Annotated in this window: 12 protein-coding genes; 6 read left to right on the forward strand and 6 right to left on the reverse strand. The window is 34.1% G+C overall.

Annotated features, from left to right (window positions below):
- The 5 genes from QZZ53_RS14145 to QZZ53_RS14165 form a co-directional block, all read left to right on the forward strand.
- On the forward strand, positions 1 to 6,040 hold a 6,040-nt coding region (locus QZZ53_RS14145), incomplete at its 5' end, for a gliding motility-associated C-terminal domain-containing protein (RefSeq protein WP_296385843.1).
- Between the two features lie 9 nt (positions 6,041 to 6,049).
- On the forward strand, positions 6,050 to 6,985 hold the full coding sequence (locus QZZ53_RS14150; RefSeq protein WP_296385845.1) for a type IX secretion system membrane protein PorP/SprF: 936 nt from the start codon (positions 6,050 to 6,052) through the stop codon (positions 6,983 to 6,985).
- 13 nt (positions 6,986 to 6,998) lie between these two features.
- The gene (locus QZZ53_RS14155) at positions 6,999 to 8,903 is read left to right on the forward strand and encodes an OmpA family protein (protein ID WP_296385847.1); all 1,905 of its coding nucleotides are present in this window, start codon (positions 6,999 to 7,001) and stop codon (positions 8,901 to 8,903) included.
- A 315-nt stretch (positions 8,904 to 9,218) separates the two neighbouring features.
- Complete coding sequence (locus tag QZZ53_RS14160) at positions 9,219 to 9,845, forward strand: LytTR family DNA-binding domain-containing protein (RefSeq protein WP_296385865.1); 627 nt, start codon at positions 9,219 to 9,221, stop codon at positions 9,843 to 9,845.
- A gap of 91 nt (positions 9,846 to 9,936) precedes the next feature.
- Positions 9,937 to 11,136: an intradiol ring-cleavage dioxygenase gene (locus QZZ53_RS14165; RefSeq protein WP_296385849.1), complete on the forward strand. Its 1,200-nt coding sequence runs from the start codon at positions 9,937 to 9,939 to the stop codon at positions 11,134 to 11,136.
- Between the two features lie 118 nt (positions 11,137 to 11,254).
- Here the strand turns inward: QZZ53_RS14165 and QZZ53_RS14170 are convergent, their stop codons facing one another.
- Both QZZ53_RS14170 and pdxH read right to left on the reverse strand, forming a co-directional pair.
- On the reverse strand, positions 11,255 to 11,752 hold the full coding sequence (locus QZZ53_RS14170; protein ID WP_296385852.1) for a CAP domain-containing protein: 498 nt from the start codon (positions 11,750 to 11,752) through the stop codon (positions 11,255 to 11,257).
- A gap of 188 nt (positions 11,753 to 11,940) precedes the next feature.
- Positions 11,941 to 12,588 (reverse strand): pyridoxamine 5'-phosphate oxidase, encoded by a 648-nt coding sequence (gene pdxH, locus QZZ53_RS14175; protein ID WP_296385854.1) that lies wholly within the window; start codon positions 12,586 to 12,588, stop codon positions 11,941 to 11,943.
- A 92-nt stretch (positions 12,589 to 12,680) separates the two neighbouring features.
- Between pdxH and QZZ53_RS14180 the strand changes: the two genes are divergently transcribed.
- Entirely contained in the window at positions 12,681 to 13,094 is a 414-nt protein-coding gene (locus QZZ53_RS14180; protein WP_296385856.1) for a hypothetical protein, read from the forward strand.
- Here the strand turns inward: QZZ53_RS14180 and QZZ53_RS14185 are convergent.
- From QZZ53_RS14185 to QZZ53_RS14200, 4 genes are all read right to left on the reverse strand, one after another.
- The gene (locus tag QZZ53_RS14185; RefSeq protein WP_296385858.1) at positions 13,091 to 13,996 is read right to left on the reverse strand and encodes a ribonuclease Z; all 906 of its coding nucleotides are present in this window, start codon (positions 13,994 to 13,996) and stop codon (positions 13,091 to 13,093) included. The two genes, QZZ53_RS14180 and QZZ53_RS14185, sit on opposite strands and share 4 nt — an antisense overlap.
- Positions 13,997 to 13,999: 3 nt before the next feature.
- On the reverse strand, positions 14,000 to 14,332 hold the full coding sequence (locus tag QZZ53_RS14190; RefSeq protein ID WP_296385860.1) for a ribonuclease Z: 333 nt from the start codon (positions 14,330 to 14,332) through the stop codon (positions 14,000 to 14,002).
- A 3-nt stretch (positions 14,333 to 14,335) separates the two neighbouring features.
- Entirely contained in the window at positions 14,336 to 15,265 is a 930-nt protein-coding gene (locus QZZ53_RS14195; RefSeq protein ID WP_296385862.1) for an aspartate carbamoyltransferase catalytic subunit, read from the reverse strand.
- Between the two features lie 12 nt (positions 15,266 to 15,277).
- The coding region (locus QZZ53_RS14200) for a phosphoribosyltransferase family protein (protein ID WP_296385864.1) at positions 15,278 to 15,578 on the reverse strand (301 nt) is incomplete at its 5' end.

Raw genomic sequence — 15,578 nt, forward strand, 5'->3', positions numbered from 1 at the left:
GGCTACTGGTTCTGATACTTGTGGTTCAGTGACGATTTCTCAATCTGATGTAGAAACTGCAGCTTGTGGTAATACAAAAACAATTATAAGAACATGGACCGCTACTGATGCTTGTGGGAACGCAACTTCAGCGGACCAAACTATTACTGTTACTGATACTACTCCTCCTACAATCTCTGCTCCTGCTGATGTTACTATTGAGTGTACAGAAGATGAGTCTTCTGCTAACACTGGTGTAGCCACTGGATCTGATACTTGTGGAACTGTGACGATTACACAAACTGATGATGTTACAACTGCTTGTGGGAATACAAAAACTATTATTAGAACTTGGACCGCTACTGATGCTTGTGGGAACGCTACTTCGGCTGATCAAACGATTACTGTTCAAGATACAACACCTCCTACAATTACTGCTCCTGCTGATGTTACTATTGAGTGTACAGAAGATGAGTCTTCTGCTAACACTGGTGTTGCTACTGGAATTGACACTTGTGGTGATGTAATCATATTACAATCTGATGTTGAAACTGAAGCTTGTGGGAATACAAAAACTATTGTAAGAACATGGACCGCTACTGATGCTTGTGGTAACGCAACTTCGGCTGATCAAACTATTACTGTTACTGATACTACTCCTCCTACAATCTCTGCTCCTGCTGATGTTACTATTGAGTGTACCGAAGATGAGTCGAGTGCTAACACTGGTGTGGCTACTGGTTCTGATACTTGTGGTACAGTAACTATTTCTCAATCTGATCTAGAAACTCTAGCTTGTGGTAATACAAAAACTATTACAAGAACATGGACGGCTACTGACGATTGTGGTAACGCTACGTCTGCTGACCAAACAATTATAGTGCAAGACACAACACCTCCTACAATCTCTGCTCCTGCTGATGTCACTATTGAATGTACGGAAGATGAGTCGAGTGCTAATACTGGTGTGGCTACTGGTAATGATACTTGTGGTTCAGTGACGATTTCTCAATCTGATGTAGAAACTGCAGCTTGTGGTAATACGAAAACTATTATAAGAACATGGACGGCTACTGATGCTTGTGGTAATGCAACGTCTGCTGACCAAACCATAACTGTTCAAGACACAACGCCTCCTACAATTGATAATTCTGGTATTCAAAATATTGACATCCAATGTGGAGTTACTCCAGATGGAACATTAGAAGCCTGGTTATTAAATAATGCTGGAGCAACTGCCTCAGATACTTGTGGCAACGTAACTTGGTCTAATGATTATGGATCGAATACAGCTGTGGATTGTGCAAATGGTGCGATTACAGTAACCTTTACTGCTACTGATGATTGTAATAATGCTTCATCTACAACAGCAACATATTCAATTATTGATACAGTAGATCCTATTTTGACAATTCCTGCGGATATAACAATTGAATGCACTGAAGATACAAATCCAGCAAATACTGGTACAGCTACTGCTACAGATGACTGTGCTGCACCGAATGTTTCTTTCTCTGATTCAGAAATTGAAACTTGTGGAAATACTAAAACCATTACAAGAACATGGACGGCTACTGATGCTTGTGGTAATGCAACCTCTGCTGATCAAACTATTACTGTTACTGATACTACTCCTCCTACAATCTCTGCTCCTGCTGATGTTACTATTGAGTGTACCGAAGATGAGTCTTCTGCTAACACTGGTGTTGCTACTGGATCTGATACTTGTGGTGATGTAATCATGTCACAATCTGATGTTGAAACTGAAGCTTGTGGTAATACGAAAACTATTATAAGAACATGGACAGCGACTGATGCTTGTGGTAATGCAACGTCTGCTGACCAAACCATAACTGTTCAAGATACAACACCTCCTACAATCTCTGCTCCTGCTGATGTGACTATTGAATGTACAGAAGATGAAACAAGTGCTAACACTGGTGTGGCTACTGGTTCTGATACTTGTAGTTCAGTGACGATTTCTCAATCTGATGTAGAAACTGCAGCTTGTGGTAATACAAAAACAATTATAAGAACATGGACGGCTACTGACGATTGTGGTAATGCAACGTCTGCTGACCAAACCATAACTGTTCAAGATACAACGCCTCCTACAATTACTGCTCCTGCTGATGTTACTATTGAGTGTACAGAAGATGAGTCTTCTGCTAACACTGGTGTAGCCACTGGTTCTGATACTTGTGGTACAGTAACCATTTCTCAATCTGATGTAGAAACTGCAGCTTGTGGTAATACGAAAACTATTATAAGGACATGGACGGCTACTGATACTTGTGGTAATGCAACGTCTGCTGACCAAACCATAACTGTTCAAGATACAACACCTCCTACAATCTCTGCTCCTGCTGATGTGACTATTGAATGTACAGAAGATGAAACAAGTGCTAACACTGGTGTGGCTACTGGTTCTGATACTTGTAGTTCAGTGACGATTTCTCAATCTGATGTAGAAACTGCAGCTTGTGGTAATACAAAAACAATTATAAGAACATGGACGGCTACTGACGATTGTGGTAATGCAACGTCTGCTGACCAAACCATAACTGTTCAAGATACAACGCCTCCTACAATTACTGCTCCTGCTGATGTTACTATTGAGTGTACAGAAGATGAGTCTTCTGCTAACACTGGTGTAGCCACTGGTTCTGATACTTGTGGTACAGTAACCATTTCTCAATCTGATGTAGAAACTGCAGCTTGTGGTAATACGAAAACTATTATAAGAACATGGACGGCTACTGATACTTGTGGTAATGCAACGTCTGCTGACCAAACCATAACTGTTCAAGACACAACGCCTCCTACAATCTCTGCTCCTGCTGATGTCACTATTGAATGTACGGAAGATGAGTCGAGTGCTAATACTGGTATGGCTACTGGTTCTGATACTTGTGGTACAGTAACTATTTCTCAATCTGATGTAGAAACTGCAGCTTGTGGTAATACGAAAACTATTATAAGAACATGGACGGCTACTGATGCTTGTGGTAATGCAACGTCTGCTGACCAAACCATAACTGTTCAAGACACAACACCTCCTACAATCTCTGCTCCTGCGGATGTGACTATTGAATGTACGGAAGATGAGTCGAGTGCTAACACTGGTGTCGCTACTGGTAATGATACTTGTGGTTCAGTGACGATTTCTCAATCTGATGTAGAAACTGCAGCTTGTGGTAATACAAAAACAATTATAAGAACATGGACGGCTACTGACGATTGTGGTAATGCAACGTCTGCTGACCAAACCATAACTGTTCAAGATACAACGCCTCCTACATTTACTGTGCCTGCTGACATTACTATAGAATGTGATATTGATGAAAATAATTTAACAATTACTGGTGATGTTATTGATGAAAACGATAGTTGTGATACAGATTTAGAGGCAACATATTCAGATACTGTAGCTGTTGGAAGTTGTGCTAACGAATCTATAATCACTCGTACATGGTCTCTTGCGGATACTTGTAACAATACAACTACTTTAATACAAACTATTAGTGTGGTTGATACTACTCCACCAACATTTACTGCACCTGCAAATTTAAACTTAGAATGTGACGTTGATGTAAATGACTTAACTATAACTGGAGATGTTATTGATGAAGCAGATAATTGTTCTATAGGATTAGAAGCTATATATAAAGATATCATTACTGATGGAAATTGTCCAGGGTCCTATATTATTAATAGGAAATGGACTCTTGTAGATAGTTGTGACAATATTTCTACTGCTTTACAAACAATAAGAATCGAAGATAATACGACACCAACATTTACAGTTCCTACAGACTTAACTATTGAATGTGATGTTGATGCTACGGACTTAACTATTACTGGTGACGTTACTGACGAAACTGACAATTGTTCTACTGGACTTGAAGCGACTTATTCTGATATTGTTGCAGCAGGAAATTGTGCCAACGAATCTGTAATTACTCGTACTTGGTCTTTAACTGATGAATGTGATAATACAACAACATTAGTTCAAACAATCAATGTAGTAGATACTACAGCACCAACGTTTACTGTACCTGCGGATTTAACTGTTGAATGTGATGTAGATTCTACGAATTTAACTATTACTGGAGACGTCACTGACGAAACTGACAATTGTGCAACTGGTCTTGAAGCGACTTATTCTGATATTGTTGCAGCAGGAAATTGCACTAACGAGTATGTAATTACTCGTACTTGGTCTTTAACTGATGAATGTGATAATGCAACTACTTTAGTTCAAACTATTAATGTGGTTGATACTACAGCACCAACGTTTACCGTTCCTGTAGACTTGACTATTGAATGTGATGTAGATGCTACGGACTTAACTATTACTGGTAACGTTACTGATGAAACAGATAACTGTTCTACAGGTCTTGAAGCTACATTTTTAGATACAACTGTTGAAGGTAGTTGTAGAGATTCATATACTATTCAAAGAACTTGGACTTTAGAAGATGATTGTGACAATACAACAACTTTAGTTCAAACTATTACTATTCAAGATACTACAGCACCAACTTTTACTATTCCTGCTGATATTACAGTAGAATGTGACGTTGATGTTACTAATTTGGCTATTACTGGTGATGTAACAGATGAAGCTGATAATTGTGATTCTGGTATAGAAGCTACATTTACTGATAGCGAAACAGCTGGAAGTTGTGCCAACGAATCTATAATTACTCGTACTTGGTCATTGACTGACGACTGTGATAATACTACCGTTTTAATTCAAACAATTACAATTCAAGATAGTACACCTCCAACATTTGATGTTGATTTACCTTCAGATGTAACTTTAGAATGTGATGCTGTTCCTGCTACAGAAACAATTACTGCAACTGATAATTGTGGTGATGCTACTGTAACTGTTGTAGAATCAACGACTGCAGGAAGCTGTGATAACGAATATACATTAGTTAGAACATGGACTGCTGCAGATGATTGTGGAAATGAAACAATTCATACACAAACTATAACAGTTCAAGATACTACTGCACCATCGTTTAATGAGACATTGCCTGCAGATATGGATGCTGAATGTGATGCTGTTCCAGTAGCTGAAACACTAACTGCAACTGATAGCTGTAGTACTACAAATGTAACTGTTGAAGAAGAAATTACAAATGGTGCATGTATAGGTGACTATATCATAGAACGTACTTGGACTACAACAGACAATTGTGGAAATGATGCAATTCATATACAGATTATTACAGTTAGAGATAATACAGCACCTACTCTAGTAACAGCATTTGATGAAAACATAACTGTAGCATGTGACTCAATACCAAGTATACCAGATTTAGTATTTGAAGATTCATGTTCTAATGATATTGATGTTGTCTTTAATGAAGCTTCAACCCAAATTAATGATTTTGAAGATTATAGCATCATAAGAACATGGATTGTTACTGATGATTGTGGTAACGAATCTCAATTTGTGCAGAATATAACTGTAGAAATCAGCAATGTTATCAATGTCTCTGATGCTAATCGTTGTATACTGGATATAGAATTCGATTTATTCGATTTATTGTCTGGCGATTTCGATATGGATGGAACATGGACTGTCGTTGCTGGTAATGCTAGTTTAAATGGAAGTTTCTTTGACCCTGCGTCTGTTGATGAGATTGGTATTTATACATTTATGTATTCTATTACAGAAGGACCATGTCCAACAGAAGTAGAAGTTAATGTAACTATAGATGATGATTGTGTTGTATTGGCTTGTGGTAAAGACAATGTAGTCATCTCTAAAACTGTAACGGCAAATGGAGATAATTATAATGAGTACTTTACAATTACTGGTGTAGAAGTTTGTGGTTTTGTTGTAGAACTTCAGATATTCAATCGATGGGGAGCTGAGATTTATAAAAATAACAATTACCAAAATGATTGGAATGGAGATGCACACGGATCTTCAGTGGGAAGTTCTGGAAAAGTCCCAACAGGAACTTACTATTATATAATTAATTTAAGAAATAGTGGATTAGAACCATTTGCTGGTCCTATCTACGTAGCAACTAAATAAACTTAACCGATGAAGCTATCTAAAATTTTAAGTATTGCCATACTTTTTTTGAGTGTATCAACGGCCTTTGCACAGCAGTTACCTCAATTTACGCAATACATGTTTAACACCATCTCTATAAATCCGGCTTATGCAGGTAGTAGAGAAACGCTCAGTGTTGTTGGCTTACATAGAAGTCAATGGGTTGGATTAGAAGGTGGGCCCGAAACACAAACATTATCTATTCATACTCCTTTAAGAAATGAAAAGATTGGTTTAGGTCTTTCGTTTATTAATGATAAACTAGGTTACGAAAATTTCTCATATATCTATGGTGACTTTTCATATACAATACAAACTGGTATAGATTCAAAATTAGCCTTTGGTCTTAAAGCAGGTTTTACGCATTACAATTTAGATGAAGAATTACTAAATGACCCTTCAGTTGTTAGCGATCCGTTTTTTAATGATGTTTCTAACCGTTGGAGTCCAAATGTAGGTGCTGGTTTATACTGGCATTCGCAACGTTGGTACTTAGGGCTTTCGGCACCAAGAATTTTAAATACAGATTATAATAATGGTGGTAATGGAACTATAGACTATGTGGCTTTAGAACGTATCAGTTATTATATTACTGGTGGTTATGTTTTCGATTTAAGCGAAACAACTAAATTAAAACCTTCAGTACTATTAAAGGCTACAAACGGAGCTCCACTCTCTTTTGATATTTCGGCAAACTTTTTGTTTAATGAAACCTTTTGGGTTGGTGGATCTTATAGAGTAAACCAGTCTGCTGCTGCAATTGGTGGTATTGCAGATTTTCAGATATCAAAGCAAATGAGAATTGGCTATGCATACGAATATCCAATTTCAGATATAAGGGCTTACACTAGTGGTACTCACGAAGTATTACTAATGTTCGAAGTCTTTAAAAGTAAACGAATTAAATCGCCAAGATACTTCTAAAATGAAACACATTATGAAGACAAAAATATTAGCATTCATTCTAATTTTAAGCAGTTCGTTAGTCTTTGCTCAAACAAAGTTGGCAGATAAATTCTTTAATAATTTTGGCTATGTTAAAGCCATAGAGTTATATGAAAAAGCTGTTGAAAAAGGCGAAAATAGTGTTCATGTATTAACACGATTAGGAGATGCTTACTATAACAACTCTAATTCAGAAAAAGCTACCTATTGGTATGGTGAAGCTTTAAAAGAGTCTAAAACCATAGATGCAGAATATTTATATAAATATATTCAATCTTTGAGAAGTATTGGTAATTACGAAGAAGCAGATAAATGGCTTAAAGAATTAAGTGCTGCTCAACAAGGAGATAGCAGACTTAAAGGCTATAATCCAGATGAAGTAGATATCTATGATAAACTCACTTCAAAAAATGATGTTGTAGTCGATATAGAAAATTTACCTTTTAATACTAAAAATTCTGACTTTGGATCTTATGTGCATAATAGTACATTATACTTTGCATCAGCAAGAGGTGATGGTAAAAAAGTATATAATTGGAATCAAGAACCTTTCTTAGATTTAGTACAGGTTTCAATTACAGGAGAAGGAGATATTCGCAACTATGGATCAGTAACAGATATTGCATCAAGTACAATAAATACTGAATATCACGAAGCTTCAGTTGCGATAACTAATGATGGTAAAACATTATATTTTACTAGAGATAATGTGAATAAGCGCAACAAAATTGGTTATGATAAGAAGGGAACTTCACATTTAAAGATGTATAAGGCTACTCTAGAAAATAACCAATGGACAAATATTATTGAACTGCCTTTTAATGATAAAATGTTTTCAACAGGGCATCCTACCTTAAGTCCAGATAATAAAACTTTATATTTTGTATCTGACCGAGAAGGAGGCATTGGACAAACCGATATTTACTCAGTGTCTATAAACGAAGATGGCACTTATGGAGAACCTGAAAATTTAGGGGAACTAATTAATACAGAAGGTCGCGAAATGTTTCCTTTTGTAAGTAAGGATAATACACTATACTTTTCATCAGATGGTTATTTAAATTTAGGTTTACTCGATATTTTTAAATCATATAATTTAAGAGGAGATCGCTCTGAACCACAAAATATGGGAGCACCTTACAATAGTGGTTATGATGATTTTGCATTCTTCTTAGATTCTGAAACAGATAAAGGTTACTTTTCTTCTAACCGACCAAATGGTAAAGGCGGAGACGATATTTATAGTTTTAATTCGTATCAATGCAAACAAGAAATCACTGGAGTTATTAGAGATAGTATCACTGGTATATTCTTAACAGGAGTGACTGTTCGTTTAATTGATGAAACCGGAAAAGTCCTTGAAGAGAAAAACACAAAAGGTAAAAGCTATTTTTATTTTGAAGTAGATTGTAACAAAACTTATACTGTAGTCGGTACAAAACAAGATTATAAAGAAAATAAAAAGACTGTAACAACAACAGATGAAAATAACAAACCTATCAATGCCGATCTAAACTTAATGCCTTTAATCATAGATAACCAAATTGTTATCAATCCTATTTTCTTTGATTTTGACAAATCGAATATTAGAACAGATGCAGAGTACGAGCTTGAGAATATTGTTGATGTACTTCGTAAGCATCCAGAAATGGTCATTAAAATTGAATCTCACACAGATAGTCGTGGACGTGATAGATATAACATGAAACTTTCAGACAGACGAGCTAAATCTACGCGAGATTATATCATTTCTAGAGGTATTGAAGCTAATAGAGTACAAAGTGCTATTGGCTATGGAGAGTCTCAATTATTAAATAAATGTGCTAACCGTGTAAAATGTACTGAAGAAGAACATCAACTCAATAGACGATCTTATTTCTACATTGTAAACGATTAGTTTTACCTTCATATTACTTAATTAAAAAGCGAGCTCTTATGGGCTTGCTTTTTTTGTGCTATCTTTATATATAGTTATATTTAATTCTGACGAAATTAAACTATGATACAAACTATCTTTCAAAAAAAAAATATTTACAGCATTCCAACAGACATAAAAAAGAATGTTAGAATACTTTTAGTCATATTTATATGTATTATAAGTCTTACAATATTTCAAGATTTTTTGGAATCAAATAGAAATGGATCCTCATTTCATTTTAGTGAATCAATTTTATTTAAAACTATTTGGATTCTTTTCATTCCAATATTAGCAATGTTAAGTAGAATTCTCAAAAATCAAAATTTAGATTCATTTGGCAAAACAGCATTCTTTATAATTACACCTATAATTATCCATCTCCTTATACTTCCTTTTGTTTTTCTGTTCTTTTCTGTTCTTTTCTATAATGGCAGATATGACATATATAAAATACTATCCTATACTTTAGCTAACGATTTATATAAACTTGTTCTGATTTATTCTGTTTTCGTTTTTGGATACAGATACCTTTCTTATAAACTAACTGATATAATTTCTTCAAATAAAAAACCCTACATCGAGAACATAATTATTAACAATGGAAAATATAATACTGTTGTTGAGGTAAGCAACATCTATCAGATTAAAGCAGATACACCATATATTTCAATCCAACTCAAAGACAAAAAATACCTTCACAAAGAAACTCTGAAATCAATTTTCGCCCAATTGAATCACCAAAATTTCGTTCGCGTACATAAATCCACAATTATCAACCTAGACAAAGTGGTTTTATTCAAATCTCGTCTTAATGGTGATTATGACATTTTTTTAAATAATGATGCTGAAATAAGATTGAGTAGAACTTATGTCTCTAATTTTAAGAGCAAGTTTAAAAGTACTCATCAAGTTACCATATAAATTCATCGCCTTACGCCATTTAATTTTTTGTTAGGTATTTCTAGTCCTATCTTTTGATATAAAACAAAAATCAACAAACTTTCATACCACAATGAAACTATTAAATATCATTTTCTTGTTCTCTTGTATAAGCATATTTACAAATTGTAGCGGACAAATCAAAACAGACGAAAAACAATCTGAAAAGAGAAAACTTGTTGGCGGAGGTTGTGACGGTTGCGAATTAATGTACGTTGGAATGCCAAAAAACATTAAGTCAATCGACACAAGTGCTGGTTGGACTGAAAAAGGTCAAAAACTTTTGATAACAGGAACAGTTTATAAAATTGGTGGGAGAATTCCGGCACCAAACGTAATTATTTACTATTGGCAAACCGGCAACAACGGATATTATTCCCAAAAAGAAGGAATGGACGAACAAGCCAAAAGACACGGATATATTAGAGGTTGGGTCAAATCGGACGAAAATGGCAAATATTCAATTAATACAATTCGTCCAGCACCTTATCCAAACCGTGATATACCTGCACATATTCACACTTCTATAAAAGAGCCAAACATTGAGGATGAATATTACATCGATGGATTTGTTTTTGATGACGATATATTATTGACAGGAAAAAAAAGAAAGACTCTTGAAAATCGTGGTGGAAGTGGCATTTTAAGAGTGTTGATTGACAAGGATTTACAAGTAGTAGAACACAATATTATTTTAGGACTTAATATTCCAAACTATCCTGAAAAAAATCAAACAAAACTGAATTCAGGACTTGAAATTGGCGAAGACAATCCTTCATTTACACCATTTCATGCGTTTGGACCAGATAAAGGAACCAAAACTTGTCCTGTGTGTAAATACGGAAGATTTCACGGGATAGTTTACTTTGTAGGCAATAATCCTAATTGGAATAATATAAAAGATTGGTTATCATTTTTAGAACTTGAAAGCGTAAGTCGTAGTAAATATTTAAAAGTCTACTTTGTTTATGGTAACGAGAAAAATTACCGCAAAGAAAAAAGACATAATCAATTGGAGAATTTAGGAATTGAACTCAAGATAAAGAGCACAGCTTTAACCTTTGTTCCATCATTTTTCGACAAGGAAAGTGAAGTAAATCTCAATAAAATAAATCCCGAAGTTGAAAATACATTTGTCATTTATAGAAATAGGGCTATAATTGATAAATTCGTGGATTTAAAACCTACAAAAGAAAATTTCAATCTGATTTCACAAACTTTGGATAAAACTAAAAACGAATATTTTAATCTACCTGTACCAAAACACGATTGAAGAAAGACTGCTTATACTAGAAAAATCATAATGCAATTCAATAGAAAATTAACAAAACGAATAAAAAAAGCCACATCACTGTGGCTTTTTTTGGCTATTAATCAACTTTTAATGCGGTTTAGCGCTTAATGAAGATATTAGTAAAATACCACTTTCCTTCATTGTTTTGTTCGGCAGAAACATCGAAATCCGTAAAATCACCTTCTATATTTTCTTTATGACTTGGACTATTTAACCAAGCATTAACAACAGACTCTGCAGAACTGAAACCGTAAGCTACATTTTCTGAAACGATGTTTGCACTTGCATTAGCCTGTAAGCTTTGTTTTCTTTGAAAGAAGTTATCGTGAGATACGTTATCTACTTCAATCATATAATCAGTATGTGTAAAAGCAACAGCTTTAACTGTATTATGATCTTCTAATGGGTTTAAACCTAAAGTAATTCTGTGTGCATTAATTAGTTCCATAATTTCAATTTCAATCAGTTTTGCTTGAGGTGCAACAGGAACTTCAATAGAATTAATCTTGTCTTCTGCAGCACTATCTGTAGAACAAGACGTAAAGCCTAAGAGGGTAACAATAGCCAGAAATGGCAACAGTTTAGTAACTTTCATAAGTAGGTTATTTAGGTTTGGGATTACTAAAGTAACTGCCTTCTTATGTTAATTTGTTAACTAAATGTTAAAATCGATGAAAAACATGTCGTTAGTCGAATATTTATGTAAAACATCGATGAAATACATGTTTTTAAATAGTGAAAGTGAATTTAATCTGAAATAAAGTGTGTTTCGTCGGATAAAATCTAAGGTGCTAATCGTTCAATTTTCCAATTATAATCTTCTTGTAGTTGATATCGTATTCTATCATGAAGTCTATTAGGTCTACCTTGCCAAAACTCAAGCTCAACAGGTTTTATTATAAATCCTCCCCAATGTTTTGGTCTATTAATGTCTTTGCCTTCATAATCTGTTTCTAAAGCTTTTAATTTAGCATCAAGTGCGTTTCTATCTGTAATCACATCACTTTGATTAGAAGCTATGGCTCCAAGCTGACTTCCTCTTGGACGCGATTCAAAATAACCATCACTTAGATTCTCAGCTATTTTTTCTGCTTTTCCTTTTATAATAATTTGGCGTTCAGCTCCATGCCAAAAGAAAGACAAGCAAACGTTTGAGTTCTCAGTAATGGCTTTTCCTTTTTCACTATTATAATTAGTGTAGAATATAAAACCCTCATGAGTGTATTTTTTAAGCAGTACTACTCTACTCTTAGGATAACCGTCTAAACCAATAGTAGAAACAGTCATAGCGTTTGCTTCATCTACATCGAAATGTGTATCGACTTCAATAAACCAATCTCTGAAAAGTTCAATAGGATTTTCTGGTACATTTTCTAGTAACAATTCATCCTTTTCGTAAGATTTTCTATAGTTGCTTAGATCTTTTTCCATAGGCTTACGAAGTTAGTTGATTATTTTGTTTCTATCAAAAAAAGAGTAGTTTTGGTTATATTTTAACCCTAACTAAAATATTACAACATAACATGCGCTTTGAAGATTCCTTAGTTTCAAAATCATTGAATTATAAAAAAGTTGTTTTAGATTTTGGCTCTTATTTCCTATGTGATAACTTTTTTGTTATGGAAGTTAATGAGGGAGAGCACTTTAATTCAATAAAATTAGATCAACTTTTAAGCTCCTTAATAGATTATTATGGATATAATAGGAACCTAGCTTATATAGCCAACCGGATTAATGCTTATTCTATCGACCCAGTACTTTGGTCTTATTTTGATAAAGATGAAAGTATTTTAATTGCAGCTTCGATTGTAAGCTATAGAAATTCTACTTTTTTAAATGCAAATATTGAAAAACAAATGGCATCCATACCAATGAAAAGAGCATTGAGTTTAAGAGAAGCCATTGACTGGGTTGAACAGTTTGATGAACTTAGTTAAAACTCAAAAGATTTACCATCTTTAGCCAAAAGTACATTTTCAAAAACAGTTTTTGCCTCGGTTTCAAAACCATCATAACTTCCATATCGAGTAGAATAATGGCCAAGTATTAGAGTTTCTACATTCGCTTTTTTAGCTATTGTTGCTGCTTGTCTAGCAGTACAATGCTTTGTTCGTTCACAAAGTGACTCATTCTTGTCTAAAAAAGTAGATTCGTGATATAAAACTGTTGCTTCCTTAATAATAGGAATAACAGATTCATTATAAACCGTATCACTACAAAAGGCATAGCTTTGTGCAGGTATTGGATCTTTAGTAACTGCTTCATTTTTAATTAAAACTCCATCTTCATTTTCTACATCTGCTCCTTGCTTTAATTTTCTGTAGTAAGCCATATCGATATTTGCATTTAAAACCGCATTCATATCTAGCTTACGTTCATTTTCCTTTTCTCTAAAGAAGAAACCGTTGGTATATATACGATGCTTTAAAGGAATTGTGAACACTTCGACTTTATCATCTTCATAAATTAATTCTGATTTTTTTGAAGTCAATTCGTGAAAAATCAAAGGGTAATTAGTCCAACTATCAGACAATTTCATTTGAAGCGTAATCACTTCCTTTAGGCCTTTTGGTGCATAAATATGAAGTTCAGTTTCTCTTGTAAGCAACCTAAATGTGCTAATCAAACCAACTAAACCAAAGTAATGATCACCATGAAGATGTGAAATAAATATATGTTTAATCCTTGAAAACTTGACTTTATTTCGTCTTAATTCTACCTGAGTTCCCTCACCACAATCAATTAAAAACATATGATTTTTAATCTCAAGAACTTGTGAGGTTGGATTGGTATTGGTACGAGGCGTTGCACTATGACAACCGAGAATAGTAAGTTTCATATATTAAAACCCTAAATCGCGTTCAATGTCTTCCATTTCAATAATATCAAAAGCCTCCTGCAAAGTCGGTACGACGATAATTTCGTCTGGCATTTCATCAATATTAACCATATCAGAAACAACAATAAAAGATTTTTTTGCAGAACGATGATTATTACTTAAACGTAAAAACTCAATGACATCTTCTAATGTAATCTTATCAAGACTTGATAATCTAACAACGAGATGGTAGTCTTTATACTTATCGTAAGATTGCTCTATATTATTAACTAACGTTTTAACTGAAGCTTTCTCTTGAGCAATTATTATAGTATTACCATCTTTATCGACAATCATAATCTATTGTTTTATTTTAGAAGCTAAAAGGTAAATTACTGCCATCCTCACCGCTACTCCATTTTCAACTTGATTTAATATAATAGCTTGTTTAGAATCTGCAACATCACTCGTAATTTCTACTCCACGGTTTATTGGACCTGGATGCATTATTACAATCTCTTTATCTAAGCTATCTAGTAGTTCTTTATTAACACCAAATTGTTGCGTGTACTCTCGAGTGGAAGGAAAATAGCTAATATCCATACGCTCGTTCTGAACTCTTAACATATTTGCCACATCACACCACTCTAAAGCTTTTTTAAGGTTTGTTTCTACTTTAACGCCTAAGTCTTTTATATATTTTGGCAACAACGTTTTTGGTCCACAAACCATAACATTAGCACCTTGTAATTGAAGCGCATAAATATTAGACAATGCTACTCTACTGTGTAATATATCGCCAACAATAACGACATTCTTTCCTTTTACAGAACCAAGTTTCTCTCTTATAGAATATGAATCTAATAAAGCTTGTGTTGGATGCTCGTGTGCACCATCTCCAGCATTTACAATACTTGCATTGACATGTTTAGATAAAAATACTCCTGCACCAGGATTAGGATGACGCATTACCACCATATCTACTTTCATAGATAAGATGTTATTTACGGTATCAATAAGTGTTTCCCCTTTTTTAACTGATGATTGTGACGCTGAAAAATTAATCACATCAGCAGATAACCTTTTCTCTGCTAACTCAAATGATAATTTAGTTCTGGTTGAATTTTCAAAAAACAAATTGGCAATAGTAATATCTCTAAGTGAAGGCACTTTTTTAATAGGTCTATTAATAACCTCTTTAAACTGATCTGCAGTTTCAAAAATAAGTTCTATATCTTGTTTTGTAAGATATTTGATGCCTAATAAGTGATTGACACTTAATTCACTCATAATTTTAGTATTCTATTTATCAATTAAATACACCGAATCCTCACCTTCATTTTCCATCCAATTTACTTTCACTTTTTGATTGTCTATCGCATCAACCTGTCTTCCTTTATAATTTGGTTGTATTGGCAAATGACGACTAAATCGACGATCTATTAAAGTGAGTAATTCTATATTGTTAGGTCTTCCAAAAGATTGGATTGCAGTTAATGCAGATCTTATGCTTCGACCTGTATACAACACATCATCAACAAACACAACATTCTTATCTTCAACTATAAAATCTATTTCTGTTGTATTAGCTTCTAAAGGCTTA

The sequence above is a fragment of the Winogradskyella sp. genome, from assembly GCF_016744625.1.
Lineage (GTDB): Bacteria > Bacteroidota > Bacteroidia > Flavobacteriales > Flavobacteriaceae > Winogradskyella.